We start from the raw sequence: 20,386 nt of genomic DNA, 5'->3' as shown, positions 1-20,386 counted from the left end.
GTGGCAGACCTTGCGGATCATCGGTGGGCTTTGCGGATTTTATAGACACATTTTCGGTCGCCCATGGCGAGACACTCGTCGCGGGATACCTCGGCCCCAAGCAGCGATTCGAACAGCTTTAGCTCGCAGGCGCATGCATGATTGTATTTTTTCGCAATTTGCGATATCGGACAATTATGCTCGAATAAGGTATATTCATCTTCATTGTTTTTTTGAAGCTCAACCATATAGCCGTTTTCGTTTTGAATTTCGGCCAGCTGTTCGACCTTTTCGGCAAAGTCCTTGCCTTCCATTTTACCGGTATGGTTTTTCAGCAGCGATTCGCCCCGACGGTCAAAGAGGTGGTTCACCATTTCCGTTCCTGCATCCTGCTCGAGTTCCCCGAGAAGATCCAGCGTAAGCGAATGATACTTGTTGGGAAAAAAGTCTTCAGCCTGCTCTGTCAGACGATAGATGGCGGAAGGCCTTCCCATCGGCTGCCGAATCGTCTTGGATTCGATCAAGCCTTCTTTTTCTAGCGTGTTGATATGGCGTCTGACCGCCATGCTGGTGATACCAATAAACTCCGTAATTTCCTTTGCACTGAGTTCGCCTTTGGTTTTCAGCATCTGCAGTATTTTGTCCCTGGTTGAAATATCCAGCTGTTGATTCATGTTAACACCGCCTATTCACTGATCCGGGCCATACATTTCTTTGTAAAAATGAATTCAAAGTATAAACAGCCTGTCGATTTGGAAATCAACAGGCTGAACCAATCGCAAATCGTCAATTATTTAGATTTGTAGAAGTTTTCCGCTTTTTGGATCATATGTTTTTCTTCTTCCGGAAGATCGGTATCATAGTATACCGCACCTACCGGGCAGGCAACTTCGCAAGCACCGCATTCGATGCAAATATCCGAGTCAATAAAATATTGATCCGGACCTTCCTCGATACAATCGACAGGACATACATCCACGCAATCAGCCGCTTTTTCGTCTATGCAGGCCGAAGTAATTACATAAGACATTTGTTTCACCCTTTCAAATTAATTAAATATCATGGTTAATAATTCTCTGAGCCAAATTCATAAAAATACGCCATTGCTCGCTGTCATCCCCGAATACGGCCGGGGACTTCTCCGGGTCCGCCGACTGGCCGGGCGCAGAAAGCGGGATCTCGGCCAGCAGCTTGGTGTTGAGCTGCTCCGCGAGAGCAGCTCCGCCGCCTGTGCCGAATAGATCATGCCGCTGACCGGAGGGGTCGGTAAAATAAGACATGTTCTCGATGACTCCGAGGATCGGATGGTTGGTCTGAATCGCCATCTCACCGGCCCTTGCAGCAACATGATTGGCAGTAGGGTGGGGCGTGGTCACCAAAATTTCCGAGCACTGCGGAATTTTATTGTGAACATCCAAGGCAATATCACCTGTACCCGGAGGAAGGTCCAACACGATGAAATCGAGCTGACCCCATTCCACTTCATTCAGGAACGTGCTGAGCATCTTGCCCAGCATCGGGCCGCGCCAGACGACGGGCTTGTTGCCTTGTACGAAAAATCCGGTCGAAATAACCTTGATTCCGTGCCGTTCTACCGGTACGATTCGGTTATTATGCTTCTTCGGAAGATCATGAATTCCCATCATTTCCGGAATACTGTAACCATAGACATCCGCGTCGATGATTCCTACGCGTTTACCCTGCTTGGCCAGTGCCGCAGCCAGGTTGACGGTTACCGTAGATTTGCCGACACCGCCTTTGCCGCTGGCGATCGCGATGAACGTCACGCCAGAATCGGCGGCGACGAGCGGGGAATTCATCAGCGTTGGTGCACGGCGTACCGATTTATTCAGCTTAATTGCTATAATATCATTTTTTTCTTCATTTGAAATGGCTTTAAACCGGATATGCACGTCCGCGATGCCGATTCCCTTCAAGGCGCTGACAATCTGTTCCCCGATGCTCTCTTTGCTTGCGGACATGTCAGGATCCAGAAGCACCGATAGAGCCGCATGATCCTTATTGATTGTAATATCGCGGATCAAGCCGAGCTCAGCAAGGGGGCGCTCATGCTCATGGTCTTTCAAATGGGTCAGGGCAGCGACCAGGTCTTCTTTGGTCATGGTTGATCACCTTCATTCTCTATCTATGATAGATTGAACTGGTGCATGAAACGTAAGTTTCTTCAGTCCATTCTATCCCTATTACAGTATGGCTCAAAACAGCAGTACAGACCTCCTGTAGATAAAACCGGCGATTTCGAGCCCTTTTACGGATCTGTTCCCGTCGTGTTTTCCCAATACAGAACAGGTATGTACTATTATCAGAGTAATTGTAGTTCACACGGGTAATATAGTCAACATATATGTATATAAAGTAAAGAATATTTACGGAACAAGTATTGACAAAGGGAACGCTCAATTATAATAATTAGTATACGTTTATGTTTACTAATTAGGGGGTCACACCCGTGAAGGGAGGTTCAATTCCCCATTGGACTCGAATATGAATCAGGATCCCGGACAACGGGCGGATCAGGGGAACCGGGAAGCGCGCCCGACGTCTTTTTATGAGCAAATGGGCGGCGCAGACACGATGAAGGCGCTGGTGGAAGCCTTTTATCCCAAAGTGGTGGAGCACCCGCTGCTTGCTCCGCTGTTTCCGGAGAATATATTGCCTGTCATGAAGAAGCAGGAAATGTTTTTGACCCAGTATTTCGGAGGACCTCAGTTATACACGATGCAGATGGGCCATCCCCGCATGCGGGCTAGGCATCTTCCGTTTGCCATCACGCCAAAGCGCGCGGAAGCCTGGATCGGCTGCATGCAGCAGGCCATGGAAGAGGTTATTGAGGATGAAATGCTGCGCCAGCAAATGATGGAGCGGCTTGCGATGACCGCATTCTTTTTCGTCAATACGGATGAAGGCGAAGTCGAATATTAAGGAAACTACAAACAGAAAAGGAGTTAACATCATGAAGCTGGTTGGAATATCTGGCGCGATCATCGGCAGCAAGACGGCTCTTGTGGTGAACAAAGTGCTGGAAGAAGTCAAGAAGCAGTATCCTGATGTGGAGACGGAGCTGCTCGATATGAAAGATTATGATGTGCAGTTCTGTGACGGACGCGATCCATCGGCATATACTGGCGACACGAAAAAAGTGATCGATGCGGTCATTTCCAGCGATTTTTGCTTGATCGGCACACCGATCTATCAGGCGTCAATGTCCGGCGTGCTGAAAAACCTGTTCGACCTGATTCCGGTCACGGCGCTGCAGCAAAAGGTCGTAGGATTCGTCGCCACAGGCGGAACGTACCAGCATTATCTGGTGATTGAGAACCAGCTGAAGCCGATCGCTGGATTTTTCCGTTCTTATGTGGCACCAGGCTATGTCTACGTCCATGATGATCATTTTAACGAATATAAAGAGATTACGGATCCGAACGTGTTGGAGCGGATTGAGCGGCTGGCCCACGAGCTTGTCTTTATGCAAAAACGGCTGAAAGGTTCGGAATAAGGCCTGTCCCCTAAGGAGCGTACATATTTTAGCGTTGGATGAGTCCTGATCGAAAAGATCGGGGCTTTTTTTGTCGTATCTTCCTCCAATATGTCGTATAATAGATCCGGGTATAATAGATTTATAGACTGATAGAAAGCCGTGGTCTTGAATCACGCGGTATTATTTGAGGTGAACACATGCGAAAATGGGCAACATTGATCGTCGCGGTCATTATTGTCGGCGGCGCGCTGATCTATTTTGCGAACAGCAGAGGAACGGCCAAGGATGAGGCGACCGTACAGAATCCTCCGGCTCTCGCCCAGCAGGGCGGCGGAGATCAAAGCGATAATGGCGGTACAGTAGATCCGGAAGGCACGAGCGGTACCGGCAGCGATGCAACGGGAGGCGACGGTGACGGCACGACCGGTCAGAATGCCGGACAACCGGATGATGGCAAGGATTCCGCTGCAACCGGCGGCAATTCAGGCCAGGACACTGGAAAGGGAACGGACGAGCAGACTGGCGATGCGCCTTCCAGCAGTGATTTTGTCAATACGTACGACGTTGAGCATGTCGTATCCAATCCGACGAGCGATACGGTACTCGTCAACAAAACGTACCGTTTGCCGGAAGGTTACGTTCCGCCGGATCTCGTCTATCCGGATGTGCCTTTCACGTTTTCGGAAAAAATAGATAAGCGCAAAATGCGCAAAGTGGCTGCAGACGCTCTGAAAGAGCTGTTTGACGCTGCCAAGCAGGACGGCGTATACTTGGCCGGTGTATCGGGCTACCGTTCCGAATCCCGTCAGACGACGCTGTATAATAACTATGTGGATCGGGACGGCGTCAAAGCGGCGGATACCTACAGCGCTCGGCCGGGCCACAGCGAGCATCAAACTGGTCTGACCATTGACGTGTCGGGAACCGATGGCAAATGCGCCGCAGAGAGCTGCTTTGCCGGCACGAAGGAAGCGAAATGGCTGGCTGACCATGCTTACGAATATGGCTTTATAATCCGTTATCCGGAAGGAAAAGAATCGATTACCGGCTACAAATACGAGCCGTGGCATATCCGCTACGTCGGCAAAGACATTGCCGAAGACGTGACGAAGAAGGATATCACGCTCGAGCAGTACTTTGGAAGCGCGGTTCCGGTATCCAGATAAAGCAGGCTGCAATAAACAGCAGAAAGTTATGAAGGGAGCCCAGTTTATGCTTCTGATCATGACATTCTGCTGTTCTTTGTTGGGTTTGTCCAAATGGAAGATGTATCGCACCAGGGCAAGGCTCATTTGCGTTTTTTTTCAGCGATGTGTACGATGGAATTTGCGGGTTTAACAAAATATCAGGCTGATGCCAATGTTGAATATAGAAGGGTTGTGTCATGATTATGGATTCCGATTTGAATATTAAGTTAACATCTTATTCCAGCAAGGGTGGATGCGGCTGCAAAATCGGCCCTGCCGATCTGAGCCAGGTGCTTCGCGGCCTGCCGCCGGCAGCGCATGATCCGAATCTGCTGGTCGGGCTCGATACGAGCGATGACGCCGGCGTATACAAGCTGAATGACGATTTGGCACTTGTACAGACGCTTGATTTCTTCACGCCGATCGTGGACGATCCGTATTCTTTTGGTCAAATTGCCGCGGCGAATGCATTAAGCGATATTTATGCGATGGGCGGAAAACCGCTGACGGTGCTCAATATCGTCGCCTTCCCAATCTCCACGCTGGATAAACGCGTGCTGACCGAAATTCTCCGAGGAGCGGGGGACAAAGTCAAGGAAGCGGGCGCCACGCTCGTTGGCGGACATTCGATTGACGACAAAGAGCCGAAATTCGGTTTATCGGTCACCGGACTGGTGCATCCTGATAAAGTAAGAAGCAACGCGGGAGCGCGGCCCGGAGACAAGCTCATCCTGACCAAGCCGATCGGCGTGGGCATCATGACTACTTCAATCAAGAAAGATCAGCTCACCCCGGAAGAAATCCGGCGGGTGACGGAGGTCATGTCGACGCTGAACAAGAAAGCGGCAGAAATTATGGACGGCTATGAAGTCCATGCCTGCACCGATGTCACCGGGTTCGGCTTAATGGGCCACTCGCTTGAGATGGCCAAAGGCTGCGGGGTGGAAATCCGGATTCGCAAGCAGGATGTTCCCGTCCTGCCGCGGGTTCGTGAGCTTGCGGAGCAGGGACTGGTTCCAGGCGGATCCAAAAATAACTATGCGCATGTGCAGGACCATGTGATTTTCCCGGAAGAGATGGACGAGACGGACCGGTACATTTTGTGCGACGCGGTTACCTCCGGCGGCTTGCTCATTTCCGTAGGCCCGGATGAAGCGGAGCGTCTGCTTCAGGAGCTGGTGGATGCCGGCGTGGAAGCGAAACTTATAGGTGAGGTTACCGCAAAACATAGCGGGCAAATTGTGATTGAGTAAGGAGCTGTATCATGTTTCAGGATATACAGATCGAGAAGCTTAATGAACTGAGAGCGAAAAATGAAATCACCATCATCGATGTCCGGTCCCCGTCCGAGTATGCGGAATCAACGATTCCGGGAAGCATCAACATCCCTTTCTTCAATGATGAAGAGCGGGCGGAGATCGGCACGCTGTACAAGCAGGTGAGCACCCAGGCTGCAAAGGAGCGGGGCCTCGAGATTGTGTCCGCAAAGCTGCCTTCCTTCGTAAAGCAATTTGCTGAAATTCAAGGGAATAAGGCGGTATTCTGCTGGCGCGGCGGCATGCGGAGCCGTACGACGGCAACGGTGCTGTCCCTGATGGGCATTCATGTGCACCGGCTTGAGGGCGGCTACCGGACTTACCGGAAATGGGTGGTCGACACGCTTCAGAGCATGGACTTTGCTCCGGACGTGTATGTGATCCATGGCAACACCGGAACGGGGAAAACCTTGATTCTCCGGGAACTGCAGGAGAAGGGCTACCCGGTCGTTGATCTTGAAGGGATGGCGGGGCACCGTGGATCCATTTTCGGCGAGATTGGCCTGAAGAGCAGCAACCAGAAGACCTTCGATGCCCTGCTGGTGGAGTCCCTGGTCCGATATCAGGATTCTCCGTACATTCTGCTTGAGGCGGAGAGCAAGCGGATCGGAAAGGTGGTCCTGCCTGAATTTCTGGTCCAGAAGAAAGAGCTGGGGCGGCATATCGTGCTCGAAGCGCCGGTTGAGCTGCGGGTGAAGCACATTTTGGACGATTACCGCCCGTGGGAGTATCCTGCGGAAAGCCTGCTTGCTTTCTCAAAGATCAAGTCGCGGATTCATACGCCGATCGCCCAGGAAATCGAATTTAGCATGCAGCAAGGAAATTATGGGGCAGCTGTGAGACTGCTGCTGGAATACTATTACGATCCGAGATATGCGCATACTACCGAAGCTTACGGCGAAGCTTTCCATCAGGAACCGGTACTTGCCATCGGGTCGGTTGAGCAGGCGGTACAGCTGGTCGAGGAACGGATTCAGAGTGACCAAGAGCATGTCCAGGCAGCGGCGGAAGATGTACAAGTGAAAAAGCATCAATCCGTATAAAATGTTAGGAATGGGATGGGCCACAGGGGACTGGTTCACCACGTATAATGCAAAAAGAAGGAGTGCGCTGATGAGCGCATTCCTTCTTTGTTTAAGAGATCAGAAAGGATAAGTTTCGGAGCTTCTGCTTCCTGATCTCGCAAGAAAAACTTCCTCTAGACGCGGTCTGTCTTCTTTGAAGGTACGTCGATAGATGTTTTTTTAAGAGATCGGAAAAGTATAAGTTTCGGAGCTTCTGCTTCCTGATCTCGCAAGAAAAACTTCAGCTAAACGCGGTCTGTCTTCTTTGAAGGTACGTCGATAGACGTTTTTCTTATGATCGTAAGCACGGAACTGCATTACATGCTGGCCCAGAGACTGCGTCGCAGCTCCGCCGGTCTTGCGCCGGCCGTGCGTGCGTTCAGCAGTTCTACGAGCTCCTCCGCGCACCGTTCCGGCCGGTAAACCTCGCGTGGAGCGGAATGGTACGGGCTCATGCGGAAGCCGTGAGGTGCGGCAGCGGTACCGCCGGAGCTGATGGCATGCAGCCACCGGTCCAGGACAAGCGGGCTCAGGACTTCCCCGTAGCCGCCGCTGACAAAATATTCGCAGTTTTTCTCCTCTTGGCCCGGAATGGACTCACAGAACAGCATGGGCAGCCCTTTGGCCATCGCTTCGGTGCAGGTCATCCCACCCGGCTTTGTAATGAGCAGGTCGGAGGCATCCATCCATTTGCTGACTTCCTTCGTCTGCCCGATCACTACGATATTCGGATGCGAGAATGCAGGCGAGCTCTTTAATTTGGTTAGCAGCTTCTGGTTATTCCCGACACAGAACACGAGCTGTACGCGGTCCTTCCACTGGGCGAGCTGGTAGAACAGCTCCTTGTTTGCGACCAATCCCCAGCCTCCGCCCATAATGAAGACCGTCGGCATGTTTTTCAGCTTCAGCTTCCGCCTTACAACCGCTTTATCTTCCTTCGTCCAAAACGTTGGATGGACCGGGATGCCGGTTACGTTCACGCTGTTTGGATGAACCCCGCGTTTCAACAAAATCCGGCGGACGGATTCCGTCGATACGAGAAACTGGTCCACCTGACGGTTCATCCAGGAGCCGTGTGCGTCGTAATCGGTAATGACCGTGCAGAGCGGAACGTCCAGTCCGGAAGCCTTCAGCCGTCCGATGATTGCACTGGGGATCGGATGGGTGCAGACGATGAGGTCGGGTCTCAGCTGACGGATCACATCAGCCGTATGATTGTAGAACAATTTATGGAGCGCCAAAGCGGTCAGACGCTTCAGCGGTTTGTCATGCTGTTTTCGATAAAGCATGCCGACAAGGGCCGGGTTGGTGCTTACCGTGAGACGGTAGGCCGACAAGATCCATGGAGCTACGGTAGGATTCAGAAAAGAGCCAAGCTCGATTACCTTCGTATGCACATTGGGTTGAATTTCCTTCATGCCAGCAGCCAGCGCATAACCCGCCTGGGTATGACCGCTGCCGAATCCCTCGGATAATATGAGTACACGCTTCTTTTGCACGATTGTTCACCTTCTACCTAGATTAATTTTGGGCTTCGCTAGAGAGCGAGCCTCGTTTCTATAAAAAAGTTTGCTTATGTTATAAGTGGGTAAGCTTATGTAATTGAACCTGCTATAGTAACAGTGTATGCTTTCATGCGTTCAAACAAAACGGCCCGTGGACCAGTCTCAAACTGGACTTAAGTCGGGGGGGCGCTGCTCACGATCCACTTCACTGCCGTTGACCAGTGACATCATATTCATTAGACGCTTGAGAGCCACGGCAGCCCTGCAAATGGATTATAGAAACTGGATTCATAGGTTCGTGATCAAGTTTGGCTAGCATTCATTGAGAAGGGTGCAGAAGGGGATAAAGGTCGGTCCTGCGGGTTACGCCTCCGGCCGATACAGCGGATACAGCGCGGCGCGCGTAAGCCATAGGGCCATCTCCTCAGCTGTCTCTTGCATTTGATGGTTCAGCCAATAGTAAATGAGCCCCATCATCCCGCCGGAGGAGAAGGAAGCCTGGAGCGCGTCTGTCGTGAAAGCGAGCAATTCGCTCTTGATCACCTGGTCCAGCTGGACAGGGAAATCCTTAACATTCATCATGATGGTGTAGAATGCCGCATGCTGACGGATATGCTCAAACAAGGCAACGGCTGAAGAAATCGGTTTACCGGATTCCTCATAATCCTTCCTGGCCGACTCATGGGTATAGGAAGGATTGCGCATCGCGCTGCGAAGCGCCGTAAGAATGCCGGATGCGGTTTGGTTCAGCAGGTCATCCTTGTCGTAATAATGAAGATAGAAGGTCGAACGGTTCACGCCCGCTTTTTCCACAATGTTACGGATGGTGATTGAAGCGTAGTCCTTTTCCGCCATAAGGCTGATTAAAGCCTCGGATAGATAGTGCTGGGTGTAGGTGACTCGTTTGTTCATATGTCTAATATCCTCCAGATGATATTGAAAACGCTGTAAAATAGACATTTTCGGCCAGATTGACGTTTGATCGCTAAATTGGACGGGCGCTATAATGATTATAGACAATGTGTTGTCTAATTCAAAGGATGGAGGTAGGTTGGTCATGAAGCTACAAGACAAAGTAACGGTTATTACAGGTGCCGGATCAGGAATGGGAAAGGAAATGGCTCTTTTATTCGCTAAGGAAGGCGCCAAACTGGTTCTCGCTGATATCTCCCAGGCCTCTCTTGACCAAGTCGTTGCGGAAATTCAGCAGCAGGGCGGTACCGCAGTTGGGGTCATCGCGAATGTTGCCAAGGAAGAAGACGTGCAGAACATGATCGATACCGCAGTGAATCAGTACGGATCGCTGGACGTGCTGGTCAACAATGCGGGAATTATGGATAAAATGGTGGCAGCGGCCGAAGTGACCGACGAACTTTGGGAGCGTGTCTTCGCCGTAAATACGACAGGCCCGATGCGGGCGATCCGCAAAGCGCTTCCAATTATGGTCAAGCAGGGAAAAGGCGTCATCGTCAATACGGCATCTGTCGGCGGATTGTTTGGATCCCGGGCAGGGGCAGCTTATACGGCGTCCAAGCATGCCGTGATTGGATTGACCAAAAATGTCGGCTACCAGTACGCGAAGCTCGGCATTCGCTGCAACGCGATCGCTCCGGGCGGTGTGGAGACCAACATTATGTCCGATACGCCTAGTATGGATATGAACGCGCTTGGTGTGCAGCAAGCGATGGCAGGCATGGGCGTGAATCCAAGAACCGGCAAGCCGGATGAAATCGCAAAGGTCGCTTTGTTCCTCGCCTCGGACGATTCCAGCTTTGTAAACGGTACGGTCATTACAGCGGACGCCGGCTGGACGGCTTATTAATCCCGCTTCGTCCCGGATGGTTCGATTCATACGCTAAATGTATATTCTCTGATTTCCCATTAAAAAAGCGCCGTCGTCCGTGCCTTTTCGGCACCACGATCGGCGCTGTTCTGCTTTCTTATTGCTGACTACCTGTGTCACCGGTTTGCGGCTCCAGGATTTACGCCCCCCGAGAACCGGATCGCTGGAAACCTTTTGCGGCTTCCCGGAATCGATCGTCTTCATTCTTTTCATCTGTAGATTCCTCCATCGTTTTCATGTTCGCCTGGAAACCGGTGTCTAACTTCACGGTAAATCTAAGCTTCCGGCGTTTAACTGATTATAGCATAAACGGTCTTTCTGCTTAGCACAAGATGCTGCGGCACAAAATTTTCCTGAAAAATCCAAATTGGAAGCCAATTCTCTAACGTCCCATGTTATAATCAAAATGGTTTATATTGGTATAATAGGGAGGAAGAAGGATGGACGAACAACAACATGCCGCGGGCATGCCAAAAAATCAGGCAAAGGAGAGGAGCTTAAGAAACACATCTGTAGCCAAAAAGGTGCTTGCAGGCACACTTGGACTCAGTCTGCTGCAGGTGCCTTTGTTGGCATCAGCGGATACAGCCAGCGGAACTTCCGTTGCGAAGGATTCGGTAGTTTCAGCGTCCCAGGACAGCGGCTCCGCAGCCTCGAAGGGACTCAATCCGGCAGACGCCAAAATTACGAAAGCCCAAGCGGAATCGCGTATTAGGTCTTTGTTTCCTGAATTGAAGGATGCAAAGCTGAACGGAGTAACCTATGGTGAGCAGAACGTGTACCCATCCAACACGAAGAAGGTATGGGAGCAGAATTGGACGATTCAACAGGGGAACCACTCGATGGGCTTCAGTACCGAAGTGGATGCGATTACAGGAGATATTCTCAGTTATAGTTATCCATATATGTACCCGTTAGACGATTCCAACACAGCCTATTACCCGCCGGCGGTTTCCGAGCAGGAAGCTCAGAAAATCGCCGAGGCGTTTATACCCAAAGCGGCTCCTTCCATTAAAGCAGGTACGATGAAACCGTCAAACCAGAACCTCTATTCATCCAACAAGGCGTTGTTCGGACCGGTTCAGTATTCATTTTCATACACGATTGACGTCAATGGGATTCCTGCCGACAATGAGTCTGTGAGCCTGGATGTGGACGGCAACGGAAATATCGTCCGCTTTAACCGCATTACTTACCAGGGGGATTATCCAGCGGCCAAAGCCACCATCAGCAAGGAAGATGCGGAGAAGAGACTTGAGCAGGGCTTGTCCGTAACGCTGGCATACATACCGTCCACCTCGCTGTACGATACGTCCGCCAACCGGGAATGGAAGATCGGTTATGTTCCAGACCGGACATTGGAGCCGATGGATGCCAATTCCGGGAAGCGGATCGATACCATTTTTGGCAAGGATTTGGAAGGCCCAAGCCAAGCGGTTAGCTATACCGCATTAAAGGCTTCCGGTAAATTGTTCACCCCGAACAAAGGCGGGCAGCTTACCTCGGACGAAGTGCTGCAGCGGCTTCAAGGCATTGCCCCGGGCCCGGATTACCAGATCCAATCCAATCTCAGCAATTATTGGGGCGGCACCGGTAAGCAAGTCTGGAGCTTGAACTGGAACAAAAGAACTGCCGGATTAAACCGCGATGACAGCAAGTACGCGTACGTGGACGCCGACACAGGGCAGTTGCTGAGCTACCATGAGTTCCAGTATCCGGATGCCGAACCGGCCAAAGCCACCGCTCCGTCCGTGACGGAAGCCCAGGCACAAGCCAAAGCCATTGAACTGGTGCTGGCCCATTATCCGAATGCCGCCGAAGCTCTGAAACTGTCAGACGCCAAATCGGTGAATACGGCAACAAAGACGGTTTATCAATTTGTGTTCCAGCGTTTCTACAAGGACTTGCCTGTTAACGGAATGACGGTGAGCGTCTCCATTGACGGCAGCGGCAAGCTGCTAAGCTACAATGCGGATACCTACCTGTCGGATAAGGATATCAAAGCGTTAGATACCCTGACAGCAAAAGTTGATGCGAAAAACGCACAGCAGCGCCTGCTGGACGATCTCAGCGTGGAGCTGCGGTACATCAGCAGCGGCGGTTACACAGTGGATAACACGTACGTGGAACCGACTGTTCGATTGGCGTATGTTCCAACGCTGAACGGAGACCGGAACGTAGGATATATCGATGGGATTACAGGGAAAACCGAAGCATCAAGTCTGCTGCCCATTTCGAACAAGGACAAGAGCGCTGCGCTTCCGAGCGATGCGGCAAACCACGCGGCAAGCAAGGATTTGGCGACGCTGCTCGAATACCGCGTATTGTCGCCTGGTGAAGATGGCTTGCTCCATCCCGACGCGGAGCTGACTTTGGGGGACTGGATCCAAATGATGGCGAAAGGGGTTTACCCGGATCAAGGCTATTATGGGGGCCAGTATCAACCAGTCTTCACCGACGTTCCAGCCGACAGTCCGATCGCGGGAGCGGTACAGCTGTTCATGGATAAAGGCTGGCTGAAAGACGTGAAATCGTCGGAGCTGCATCCGGAGCAGAAACTGACCCGTGAAGCGGTGGCCACCAGCCTGACCACGGCTCTGCATTACAACCGCCTGTCCAAGTTCTTCCAGCAGGATGCACAGGCGTTGTCCCTATCGGACGCGAATGCGATCCAGGACAAAGGCGCCGTTGCGCTTATGCTGAAGCTCGGACTGATGGACGCCGCGGGGGGCAAATTCGACCCGGCGAAGCCGGTCACCAAGGCTGAAGCGGCGACGATTATGGTCCGCTTGGCACATCTCCAAAGCAAAGTGGATACCCCGCTTAACCAAAGATACTAGTCAATTTAAGTGATCGAGCCTGGGGCGCCATTACCCGGGTTGCCACTTGAACAACAGCCGCAGTCTCCGGACTGCGGCTGTCTGTATGTTAAGGCTTATTTGCCGTAACTTTTAACGGCGGGGGCTTCATATTTACTCATCATGTCCAGCAATACTGACACATTTGGCTCAATGATGGCCATGGATTGGTACTGCGGCTGCATAAACTGTTCCCGTACCATATGCTCGAACAGGGAGATCATCGGATCGTAATAACGATTCACGTTCAGCATGCCAATGGGCTTGCGGTGAATGCCGATCTGGGCCCACGTGAACGCCTCGAAAAACTCCTCCATCGTGCCCGGTCCACCCGGAAGCACGAGGAATGCGTCGGCGAGCTCCGCCATTTTAAACTTCCGGTCATGCATCGTGCCGACCACGTGAAGCTCGGTCAACCCTTGATGCGAAATTTCCCGGTCTACCAGCACCTGTGGAATGACGCCGATGGTCTGTCCGCCTTCGGCAATGACCGTATCGGCCAGTACGCCCATGATCCCTACGCTGGATCCCCCATAAACCAGGGTTAACCCGCGCCGGACCATTTCTTTGCCCAGCTCGACTGCCGCTTCCCGATACGCCGGCGACGCACCGTAACTTGATCCGCAATACACAGCTAAATGTTTCATAACATAACTCCCTTCCTACGAGCCTTCTCTGTTTAGGTCTTTTTCATTATAAATGATTTTCCGGACCCATGGTCACGAAAATCTCCTCCGTTAGGTTAAGCCAAAGTAAAAAACGCTACCCTAAAGTGCGTGCTCAAGTCACGGTTTATTGGATGGAAAAAGGGGAATATTAAGGGAGAATCACCACCCGAACGCGGACTCATTTACCAATATCTATGACAAGGCGGAACAACCATGATATCCTTTGTCTTGACCTTGAAACGGCTGCTGACCGGACTGTTTCATGCCTTTAAACTGAAAAATTTCCAGGTTTTCTTTGTCTTGATTGTTCTGTTGCTTGTTTCTGGCACGATTTTTTATACTACGGAAGAAAACTTAGCCATCATAGACGCACTGTATTTCTGTATCACGACGCTGAGTACGGTAGGTCATCCGGACTTCATGCCCAAGACGGGACTCGGCAAAATTTTTACGATGATTTATATCGTGGTAGGCACCGGCACCTTTATGGGGCTGCTCAGTTATGTTGCTTACGGGGTCGTTCAGAGCAATCAAAAGGACGGCGATATTGATACGGAACGTGACCGTTTTAAGAAGAAGGCCAAGCATAAATAATATGAAGCAGGCGAAAATCTCCGCGGGATTCCGCGGTTTTTTTGTACGATTAACGTCACGAATGGGTAAGTCCGGGTACGAAGCACTATGTTATAATTTACGGGAAGGTTGAACATGCAGTCATCTTGGAAGCAGGAGTGAAGCGTCTTGAAAACAGTCGTCATTATCGGCGGGGGGATTACGGGGTTGTCGGCCGCGTATTATTTGCGCCGGACCTTAAATCAATACAGCGGGCAGACGGAGCCGGCGAACATCATTCTCGTTGAAGCGGAACAGACGCTGGGCGGAAAAATGCGGACCGTATACGACGGCGGTTTTACGATGGAATCCGGCGCCGATTCGATCGTGACCCGGAAAACGAATGTGGCTCCGCTGATTCAGGAACTGAACCTGGCGGATCAGGTCGTCTATAATGCGACGGGAATTTCCTACATCTATACGGACGGCAGGTTGAAGCAGATACCGAAGGATGCCGTCTTTGGGATTCCGACCAGCATCGAATCGCTTGCCACAACCGAGCTGGTATCCGCGGAGGGCAAGGTGGAAGCCCTGAAAGACCTCTATACCCCCAATGAGCATTTCACAAAAAATGATTCGGTCGGTGCGTTTCTGGAAGCCTTTCTTGGAAAGGAGTTCGTGGAGAAACAGATCGCGCCCGTCTTGTCAGGCGTTTATTCAGGCAAACTGAGCGATTTGACGATCGCATCAACGCTGCCTTACTTGATCGATTATAAAAACGAATACGGAAGCCTGATCAAAGGGCTGTCCGAAAATCGCGCAAAATTTCAAAGCGGCGGGCAAAAAAAGTTCATGTCCTTCCACAACGGTGTTTCAGCGTTGATTGATGCCTTAGAGCAGCAGCTGACCGGAACGGAGATCGTGAAGGGGGTACGGGCCGAATCCGTCGCCAAGGATGGAAGCCGTTATGCAGTGACGCTGGCAGACGGCCGCGTGATTGATGCTGACTATGTGGTGCTCGGCACGATGCACTATGCGGCGCAGCAGCTGCTCGCGGATCCGGTATTGGACCAGGAGTTCAACCAGCTGAAGAACAGCTCCATGATCAGCGTTTACGTCGGTTTCGATCTTCCGGATGCCGAGCTGCCTGCAGACGGAACGGGCTTTATTACGGCCGATGGCAGCGACATTACTTGCAATGCCTGCACATGGACAAGCCGGAAATGGGAGCATACCTCCCGTGAACGTAAGCTGCTCGTCAGACTCTTTTACAAAAGCAGCAATCCACGCTACGATGAACTGGTTCAGCTAAGCGAGGGAGAGCTGCTGAACGTTGCGCTGGAAGATATCCGTAAGAGCCTGGGGATTACCGGCGAGCCGGTCACCCACGAGGTCACGAAGTGGCATAATGTGATGCCGAATTATCATATCAAGCACCACAGCATCGTCAAGGAGCTTGAACAGAAAATGGCCGAGCGGTTCCCGAACATCTATCTGGCCGGATGTTCCTATTATGGCGTCGGCATTCCTGATTGTATCGCTAACGGCGAGCAAACGGCATATAAAATCGCTGCACAACTGTAGGCTTAAAAACGATCAAAAAGCGAATACAAGCGAATAGAGCGAATATGCGGGAACAGCCGCCCGAAAGGGCGGCTGTTTTAACGATAACATGCATCCAATTCCATTTTCCCTGCCAAAATGAATAGAATTCAGCTTTAACATTACTCTTCACATCGGAGGCTTGGAAAACGATACGCTGCTTGAGCATTTTCCCGCCTAGCCCGATAATATATTTAGCGAGACTTTGGCAGAAACGGGGGAGAAGCTTGTTATGTTAGAAGCTATCGACGAAGCAGTGAGCATCAATTCGCTCATTTGGTTGTTTCTTGCTGCATTTATGATTCACGATTTTGAAGAAATCATTACGGTGGAAGGCTGGATGAGGCGAAATTATGATCAGGTCAGCCGGATCGTCCCTGACCGCGCGGGCCGGATCCTCAAAGATTTTTCCAATATCACCGGTTCCCAGTTTGCCGTAGCCGTATTTTTCGAGTTTATCTTGTTTATCCCTTTTACATACTTGGCCGCCGAGCATCGTTGGATGCTTTTGTTTACAGGGTTTAATACGATCATGCTTATCCATGTATTTACGCATGTGGGGCAGAGCATATACCTTCGGAGATATACGCCTGGTGTGGTGACCGCGGTGCTGGTTACACTGCCGTATTCAATGTACTTATTTTACCGCTTGCTGGATGCAGGCTTGGTATATGGCTCAGTCCTCGCCTGGAGCATCCCCGTTGGTGCTGCTACCGTGCTGCCTGTCGTGCGGATCGGTCATCAGTGTGCGCGGCGGATTGCGCCGAACAGGTAAGGGGGATAGACGACTCTGTTAGGGTATTTTGACCTGAGCATGTTCCGTTCTGGCTCATCCGTTCTCTGGCAGCAAAAAAGGAGCCCTAAGGCTCCTGCCGGAGATCAGTTTCGAATCCCGTTCACCGGTGTCATCTGGAGGAAATAAAACTTTCCTTTTTTATTAATCTTTCCGGTAATGGTGGCTGCGCCTTTCTTTGTAAAGATGTATTCGTTCTTCTTGATCTGCACCGAGTACCCTTTCATTTGAATCCCGAACACAGCTTTGGCTTTGGGCTTGATCGCGGAAAGGGCCTGGTTTTTGCTGAGAACGGGCTTGGCAAAGGATTTGGCGAAGTCCTGGTCGTTCGTCCAATCCTGGCCGAGTAAATTTTGGATCTCCCAGACCTTACCGGTTTTTGCCCCGATAACGACGTGATTGTTATCCTCATCGTCCCGGAAGTTCCAGACAAATTTCTTGTCCCCGGTTTTTTCGCGCAGCACATATTCGAACGGTTTGGTGAGGCTGATGCCCAACGTCTTCAGGGACTGATTCGCTTTATTGGCAAGCTGTGCTTTGACGGAGGCTAATGAATATGTCATGCTGGCCGATATTTGGTTCCCTTGATCCAGATCGATGTACAGACTCTGGTTGTTCCCCCACAGAACCCAATAATTTCGGGGAGCATTATCCTGGTAAGGGGAGTAAACTCGCCAGATGGCTTCTGTTTTGAACTTGTGATCCGTGTCATAGGTTTTCAAGAAGGCAGCCGTTTTATTGGCGAGGGCTGCGCCGATAACCGCATTAGTATTCGAAGATCTATAGATGATGCTGGTCGATTCCACCCGTTTCTTTGCCGGATTATACTGCTGGTTAAACTCGGCATCGACTTGACCGCTGAGTTTTCCGTAAACAAACAGGGGCTGGCCGTTTGCATCCTTATCCACGCTCGTAAATTCGATCTTGGTGCTGCCTGAGAGTTTGTTCAGAGCTTTTGTCAATTGAGCTTCAACTGCAGGATCCAAGCTTATGGAAGATGCTTCGATTTGCGCTTCAGCAGGCATGGATGGGGGTGCCGCATAGATCGGGGCAGCAGACAGCAGCAGCGAAAGGGCGGCGGCCGATAAGGTGATAGAACTCCATTTTTTCATTTGTTGTTTTCCCTCCTGTGTCTTGTATCCAAATGGTTTAGGTATTCATGCACTAGACGTCGTGAAATATGAAAATGTTTCAAGATATGGATTTTTTTATAAATATTTATTGAATTTATAGCTTAAATCAAGGGAAGAAGCTGCTTCGCATAAAAGGAAAGCTCGCTTTCCGATTCTAAATCGCGAAGGAGCGCAAGCTGAAGAAAACGTCTCGGCTGGTCCTTCGCGGATTCTTCCCGAAGCATGGCGGCGACCTCCGCCAGTTCATTCTTTCGCTGGTTCGGTACGGCGATATCCGGAATGATCGATGCTATTTTTTGGATCAGCGCATCTTTTCTCCCTTCGCGGGATGCAAACAGGCCCTTGAGATCGATTTGGGAATATTCCGTCATGAGCTCGTCGGTAAGCAGGGAGGGAACCGGCCGTTTTGCCAACCCCTCCATCAGATCGTCCATCCGCTCAGCGATGAACACAGCTAACCTTTTTTTGTCGATTGGCAAATAACCGAACAACAGGTGAAAGGTATACTCTCGAATTAGACCGCTCAGCATTGCAGTGGCATCACACTTCCACTCCTCGATGCCAGGCCCGTACCGGCGGAGCAGAATATCTTGATAGTACAGGAACATGCTCCTTCTCATTCCGTTCAGAACGCTTTCGATTTTATCGTTATTAACCGGAGGCAGCTCGTTATGGTCACGCGAAATATAGTACCCGTGCTCCACATAAAAATCGAACTGATAGGCAAGCTCCTCCAGGTAGGTTTCTTTCGTCGGCAGCTGCATTTTCCGGATATGATCGACCGCATCGATCATGTCCTGCTGGCGCTTCTCCAATATGCTGATGTACAGTTCCTCTTTCGAACTGAAATGCTTGTACAGCGAGCCTTTGGCGATGCTGCAATCGTCGGCGATATCCTGTATTGAAGTCGCCTGGTAACCTTTTTCCGCAAAAAGCCGGATTGCCGACTCCAAAATTTTCTCCTTCAGCACACTCATTCGTGCCGCCTCCTTCGTTGGCGCTCAATCCTTACTCATGTCTAGCTCAGATATGTTTCCGAACGCGATGTCCGGTTACGGGAATGACCATCAAGTTCTTGTAAAAACTAATAAGTCACATTACAATTATCTTATCGGCCTACAACATTTGTGTCAAATCCAAGTCACGCTTTATATGGCCGATCCATCTTAATGATGGTGCTTGAAAAGGAGAGAAAACAACTTGCTGGAAATGGTAGAGGAAGTCAAAAAAGCTCAAGAGGGCGATCTCGATACTTTTGTCAAGCTTATACGCCAACTGGAATCACGGCTGTACGGCTTGGCCAAGTCTATTGTGAAGCGTGATGAGGATTGTGCGGATGCAATCCAGGAAACGCTGCTTAAGGCATATAAGTCGTTAAATACGTTGAAGAAGCCCGAATTTTTCAATACTTGGATCATTCGGATTTTGATCAACGAATGCAATCAAGTGCTGCGGCTCCGAAAAAGAACCATTGTGATGGGTGAGCTGCCCGAAACGAACTACCCAATCGCTCATGGCGCAGATCATCAAACGAGCGACCTGCAGGAGGCGGTTGACCGGTTAAACGATACGCTAAGATTGGTTGTGCATTTGTTTTATTATCAGGACCTGTCGGTCAAGCAAATCGCGGAAATCCTTGAAATTTCGGAAGGCGCCGTCAGGGCAAGGCTGCATCGGGCAAGGGGCGTACTTGCGGATTGGATGAACTCAATGCGAATGAACTTTGCGGGGATTTGAAAAACGATAATAATCACTCAGAAACGGTAAGAATAGATACTTATACAGGAGCATCGTATAGATAAAATAAATGATCCACGCCAGGAAAGGAACATGTTGATATGCCTGCAACATCCGTCGGAGTCATCATCACGAACCGTACCGTATTCCTCGCCTGCCATTCCACGGGCAATACGTTTTACGATCTGCCAAAAGGTATGCCAGAGGAGGGAGAGACACCGGAGCAGACCGCATGCCGGGAAGTCCGGGAAGAAAGCGGCCTTAACATTCAACCGGATCAAATCAAGGATTTAGGCGTGTTCCCGTATAACCGAGCCAAAAACCTTCATCTATTCTTATGGGAATCGGAATCCCTCCCCCCGATAGAGAAAATGGCCTGTACCTCTACGTTTATTGACCGGTACAGCGGTCAAGCGAAGCCGGAGGTAGACGGTTATGCATACATCGGTTTCGATCAAGCCGATAACATGATGACCGCGAATATGGCACGCGTAATCCGTGATGCCGAGCGGCGTATCCGGGAAATGTCCTGAGTTTAATCCAGACAACGAAACCGCCTCTGCGCAGGCGGTTTTTTTGCTGCGTATTCACGTCCTCTGCGCAGCTTTCTTGAGTAATGGTAACACCCGGTTCTATCAAGTTATTGACAT

General features: G+C 50.7%; 21 protein-coding genes. 12 read left to right on the top strand and 9 right to left on the bottom strand.

Going from position 1 to position 20,386, the window contains the following annotated elements; all coding sequences use genetic code 11:
• Positions 1 to 17 precede the first annotated feature (17 nt).
• The 3 genes from KI379_RS15680 to KI379_RS15670 all read right to left on the bottom strand — a co-directional run bounded on the left by KI379_RS15680 (position 18) and on the right by KI379_RS15670 (position 2,102).
• Positions 18 to 653, bottom strand: coding sequence for a helix-turn-helix transcriptional regulator (locus tag KI379_RS15680; protein WP_076171711.1), 636 nt, complete (start codon positions 651 to 653; stop codon positions 18 to 20).
• Between the two features lie 116 nt (positions 654 to 769).
• On the bottom strand, positions 770 to 1,009 hold the full coding sequence (locus KI379_RS15675; protein ID WP_076171713.1) for an indolepyruvate ferredoxin oxidoreductase subunit alpha: 240 nt from the start codon (positions 1,007 to 1,009) through the stop codon (positions 770 to 772).
• A gap of 22 nt (positions 1,010 to 1,031) precedes the next feature.
• Positions 1,032 to 2,102 (bottom strand): Mrp/NBP35 family ATP-binding protein, encoded by a 1,071-nt coding sequence (locus KI379_RS15670; RefSeq protein ID WP_212984142.1) that lies wholly within the window; start codon positions 2,100 to 2,102, stop codon positions 1,032 to 1,034.
• Positions 2,103 to 2,556: 454 nt separating this feature from the next.
• On the opposite strand from KI379_RS15670, the gene KI379_RS15665 reads away from it, so the two are divergent.
• The 5 genes from KI379_RS15665 to mnmH all read left to right on the top strand — a co-directional run bounded on the left by KI379_RS15665 (position 2,557) and on the right by mnmH (position 7,024).
• Complete coding sequence (locus KI379_RS15665; RefSeq protein ID WP_234489955.1) at positions 2,557 to 2,922, top strand: globin domain-containing protein; 366 nt, start codon at positions 2,557 to 2,559, stop codon at positions 2,920 to 2,922.
• 31 nt (positions 2,923 to 2,953) lie between these two features.
• Entirely contained in the window at positions 2,954 to 3,496 is a 543-nt protein-coding gene (locus KI379_RS15660) for an NADPH-dependent FMN reductase (RefSeq protein WP_089547757.1), read from the top strand.
• 179 nt (positions 3,497 to 3,675) lie between these two features.
• Positions 3,676 to 4,644 carry a M15 family metallopeptidase gene (locus KI379_RS15655; protein ID WP_212984141.1) on the top strand — a complete coding sequence of 323 codons (969 nt, stop codon included), beginning with the start codon at positions 3,676 to 3,678 and terminating at the stop codon, positions 4,642 to 4,644.
• 218 nt (positions 4,645 to 4,862) lie between these two features.
• Positions 4,863 to 5,918 (top strand): selenide, water dikinase SelD, encoded by a 1,056-nt coding sequence (gene selD, locus KI379_RS15650; protein ID WP_212984140.1) that lies wholly within the window; start codon positions 4,863 to 4,865, stop codon positions 5,916 to 5,918.
• Positions 5,919 to 5,929: 11 nt separating this feature from the next.
• Positions 5,930 to 7,024 (top strand): tRNA 2-selenouridine(34) synthase MnmH, encoded by a 1,095-nt coding sequence (mnmH, locus tag KI379_RS15645; RefSeq protein ID WP_212984139.1) that lies wholly within the window; start codon positions 5,930 to 5,932, stop codon positions 7,022 to 7,024.
• Between the two features lie 338 nt (positions 7,025 to 7,362).
• Here the strand turns inward: mnmH and KI379_RS15640 are convergent, their stop codons facing one another.
• Together KI379_RS15640 and KI379_RS15635 are read right to left on the bottom strand one after the other, a co-directional pair.
• Positions 7,363 to 8,544: an MGDG synthase family glycosyltransferase gene (locus tag KI379_RS15640; RefSeq protein ID WP_212984138.1), complete on the bottom strand. Its 1,182-nt coding sequence runs from the start codon at positions 8,542 to 8,544 to the stop codon at positions 7,363 to 7,365.
• Positions 8,545 to 8,913: 369 nt separating this feature from the next.
• Positions 8,914 to 9,462: a TetR/AcrR family transcriptional regulator gene (locus KI379_RS15635; RefSeq protein WP_212984137.1), complete on the bottom strand. Its 549-nt coding sequence runs from the start codon at positions 9,460 to 9,462 to the stop codon at positions 8,914 to 8,916.
• 145 nt (positions 9,463 to 9,607) lie between these two features.
• On the opposite strand from KI379_RS15635, the gene KI379_RS15630 reads away from it, so the two are divergent.
• Positions 9,608 to 10,372, top strand: coding sequence for an SDR family oxidoreductase (locus KI379_RS15630; protein ID WP_076164369.1), 765 nt, complete (start codon positions 9,608 to 9,610; stop codon positions 10,370 to 10,372).
• A 33-nt stretch (positions 10,373 to 10,405) separates the two neighbouring features.
• Here KI379_RS15630 and KI379_RS15625 read toward each other — a convergent pair whose 3' ends face one another.
• Positions 10,406 to 10,606 carry a hypothetical protein gene (locus tag KI379_RS15625; RefSeq protein WP_089547751.1) on the bottom strand — a complete coding sequence of 67 codons (201 nt, stop codon included), beginning with the start codon at positions 10,604 to 10,606 and terminating at the stop codon, positions 10,406 to 10,408.
• 227 nt (positions 10,607 to 10,833) lie between these two features.
• On the opposite strand from KI379_RS15625, the gene KI379_RS15620 reads away from it, so the two are divergent.
• Positions 10,834 to 13,233 carry a YcdB/YcdC domain-containing protein gene (locus KI379_RS15620; RefSeq protein ID WP_212984136.1) on the top strand — a complete coding sequence of 800 codons (2,400 nt, stop codon included), beginning with the start codon at positions 10,834 to 10,836 and terminating at the stop codon, positions 13,231 to 13,233.
• Positions 13,234 to 13,328: 95 nt separating this feature from the next.
• Here KI379_RS15620 and KI379_RS15615 read toward each other — a convergent pair whose 3' ends face one another.
• A complete protein-coding gene (locus tag KI379_RS15615) occupies positions 13,329 to 13,898 on the bottom strand; it encodes an LOG family protein (protein ID WP_076164374.1) in 570 nt (189 codons plus the stop codon).
• A gap of 234 nt (positions 13,899 to 14,132) precedes the next feature.
• Between KI379_RS15615 and KI379_RS15610 the strand changes: the two genes are divergently transcribed.
• The 3 genes from KI379_RS15610 to KI379_RS15600 all read left to right on the top strand — a co-directional run bounded on the left by KI379_RS15610 (position 14,133) and on the right by KI379_RS15600 (position 16,848).
• A complete protein-coding gene (locus KI379_RS15610; RefSeq protein WP_089547748.1) occupies positions 14,133 to 14,513 on the top strand; it encodes a potassium channel family protein in 381 nt (126 codons plus the stop codon).
• Between the two features lie 147 nt (positions 14,514 to 14,660).
• Positions 14,661 to 16,055 (top strand): protoporphyrinogen oxidase, encoded by a 1,395-nt coding sequence (locus KI379_RS15605; protein ID WP_212984135.1) that lies wholly within the window; start codon positions 14,661 to 14,663, stop codon positions 16,053 to 16,055.
• 250 nt (positions 16,056 to 16,305) lie between these two features.
• Positions 16,306 to 16,848: an HXXEE domain-containing protein gene (locus tag KI379_RS15600; protein WP_212984134.1), complete on the top strand. Its 543-nt coding sequence runs from the start codon at positions 16,306 to 16,308 to the stop codon at positions 16,846 to 16,848.
• Between the two features lie 104 nt (positions 16,849 to 16,952).
• On the opposite strand, the gene KI379_RS15595 is transcribed toward KI379_RS15600, so the two are convergent.
• Positions 16,953 to 17,978 (bottom strand): hypothetical protein, encoded by a 1,026-nt coding sequence (locus KI379_RS15595; protein ID WP_212984133.1) that lies wholly within the window; start codon positions 17,976 to 17,978, stop codon positions 16,953 to 16,955.
• 122 nt (positions 17,979 to 18,100) lie between these two features.
• Positions 18,101 to 18,976, bottom strand: coding sequence for a TetR/AcrR family transcriptional regulator (locus KI379_RS15590; protein ID WP_212984132.1), 876 nt, complete (start codon positions 18,974 to 18,976; stop codon positions 18,101 to 18,103).
• A 232-nt stretch (positions 18,977 to 19,208) separates the two neighbouring features.
• On the opposite strand from KI379_RS15590, the gene KI379_RS15585 reads away from it, so the two are divergent.
• Both KI379_RS15585 and KI379_RS15580 read left to right on the top strand, forming a co-directional pair.
• Positions 19,209 to 19,736 carry a sigma-70 family RNA polymerase sigma factor gene (locus KI379_RS15585; RefSeq protein ID WP_212984753.1) on the top strand — a complete coding sequence of 176 codons (528 nt, stop codon included), beginning with the start codon at positions 19,209 to 19,211 and terminating at the stop codon, positions 19,734 to 19,736.
• Positions 19,737 to 19,837: 101 nt separating this feature from the next.
• Complete coding sequence (locus KI379_RS15580) at positions 19,838 to 20,269, top strand: NUDIX hydrolase (protein ID WP_212984131.1); 432 nt, start codon at positions 19,838 to 19,840, stop codon at positions 20,267 to 20,269.
• The last annotated feature ends 117 nt before the right edge of the window (positions 20,270 to 20,386 follow it).

The sequence above is a fragment of the Paenibacillus cineris genome, from assembly GCF_018333335.1.
Lineage (GTDB): Bacteria > Bacillota > Bacilli > Paenibacillales > Paenibacillaceae > Paenibacillus_AQ > Paenibacillus_AQ favisporus.
Note: the sequence above shows the minus strand (reverse complement) of the source record. Positions and strands in the feature narration are given on the sequence as shown.

Coding starts and splice junctions, on each gene's coding strand:
- KI379_RS15630 (WP_076164369.1), top strand. CDS start 9,608: ATGAAGCTACAAGACAAAGTAACGGTTATTACAGGTGCCGGATCAGGA.
- KI379_RS15655 (WP_212984141.1), top strand. CDS start 3,676: ATGCGAAAATGGGCAACATTGATCGTCGCGGTCATTATTGTCGGCGGC.
- KI379_RS15600 (WP_212984134.1), top strand. CDS start 16,306: ATGTTAGAAGCTATCGACGAAGCAGTGAGCATCAATTCGCTCATTTGG.
- KI379_RS15615 (WP_076164374.1), bottom strand. CDS start 13,898: ATGAAACATTTAGCTGTGTATTGCGGATCAAGTTACGGTGCGTCGCCG.
- KI379_RS15585 (WP_212984753.1), top strand. CDS start 19,209: ATGGTAGAGGAAGTCAAAAAAGCTCAAGAGGGCGATCTCGATACTTTT.
- KI379_RS15660 (WP_089547757.1), top strand. CDS start 2,954: ATGAAGCTGGTTGGAATATCTGGCGCGATCATCGGCAGCAAGACGGCT.
- KI379_RS15665 (WP_234489955.1), top strand. CDS start 2,557: ATGGGCGGCGCAGACACGATGAAGGCGCTGGTGGAAGCCTTTTATCCC.
- KI379_RS15635 (WP_212984137.1), bottom strand. CDS start 9,462: ATGAACAAACGAGTCACCTACACCCAGCACTATCTATCCGAGGCTTTA.
- KI379_RS15680 (WP_076171711.1), bottom strand. CDS start 653: ATGAATCAACAGCTGGATATTTCAACCAGGGACAAAATACTGCAGATG.
- KI379_RS15675 (WP_076171713.1), bottom strand. CDS start 1,009: ATGTCTTATGTAATTACTTCGGCCTGCATAGACGAAAAAGCGGCTGAT.
- KI379_RS15590 (WP_212984132.1), bottom strand. CDS start 18,976: ATGAGTGTGCTGAAGGAGAAAATTTTGGAGTCGGCAATCCGGCTTTTT.
- KI379_RS15625 (WP_089547751.1), bottom strand. CDS start 10,606: ATGAAAAGAATGAAGACGATCGATTCCGGGAAGCCGCAAAAGGTTTCC.
- KI379_RS15595 (WP_212984133.1), bottom strand. CDS start 17,978: ATGAAAAAATGGAGTTCTATCACCTTATCGGCCGCCGCCCTTTCGCTG.
- selD (WP_212984140.1), top strand. CDS start 4,863: ATGATTATGGATTCCGATTTGAATATTAAGTTAACATCTTATTCCAGC.
- mnmH (WP_212984139.1), top strand. CDS start 5,930: ATGTTTCAGGATATACAGATCGAGAAGCTTAATGAACTGAGAGCGAAA.
- KI379_RS15620 (WP_212984136.1), top strand. CDS start 10,834: ATGGACGAACAACAACATGCCGCGGGCATGCCAAAAAATCAGGCAAAG.
- KI379_RS15610 (WP_089547748.1), top strand. CDS start 14,133: ATGATATCCTTTGTCTTGACCTTGAAACGGCTGCTGACCGGACTGTTT.
- KI379_RS15580 (WP_212984131.1), top strand. CDS start 19,838: ATGCCTGCAACATCCGTCGGAGTCATCATCACGAACCGTACCGTATTC.
- KI379_RS15670 (WP_212984142.1), bottom strand. CDS start 2,102: ATGACCAAAGAAGACCTGGTCGCTGCCCTGACCCATTTGAAAGACCAT.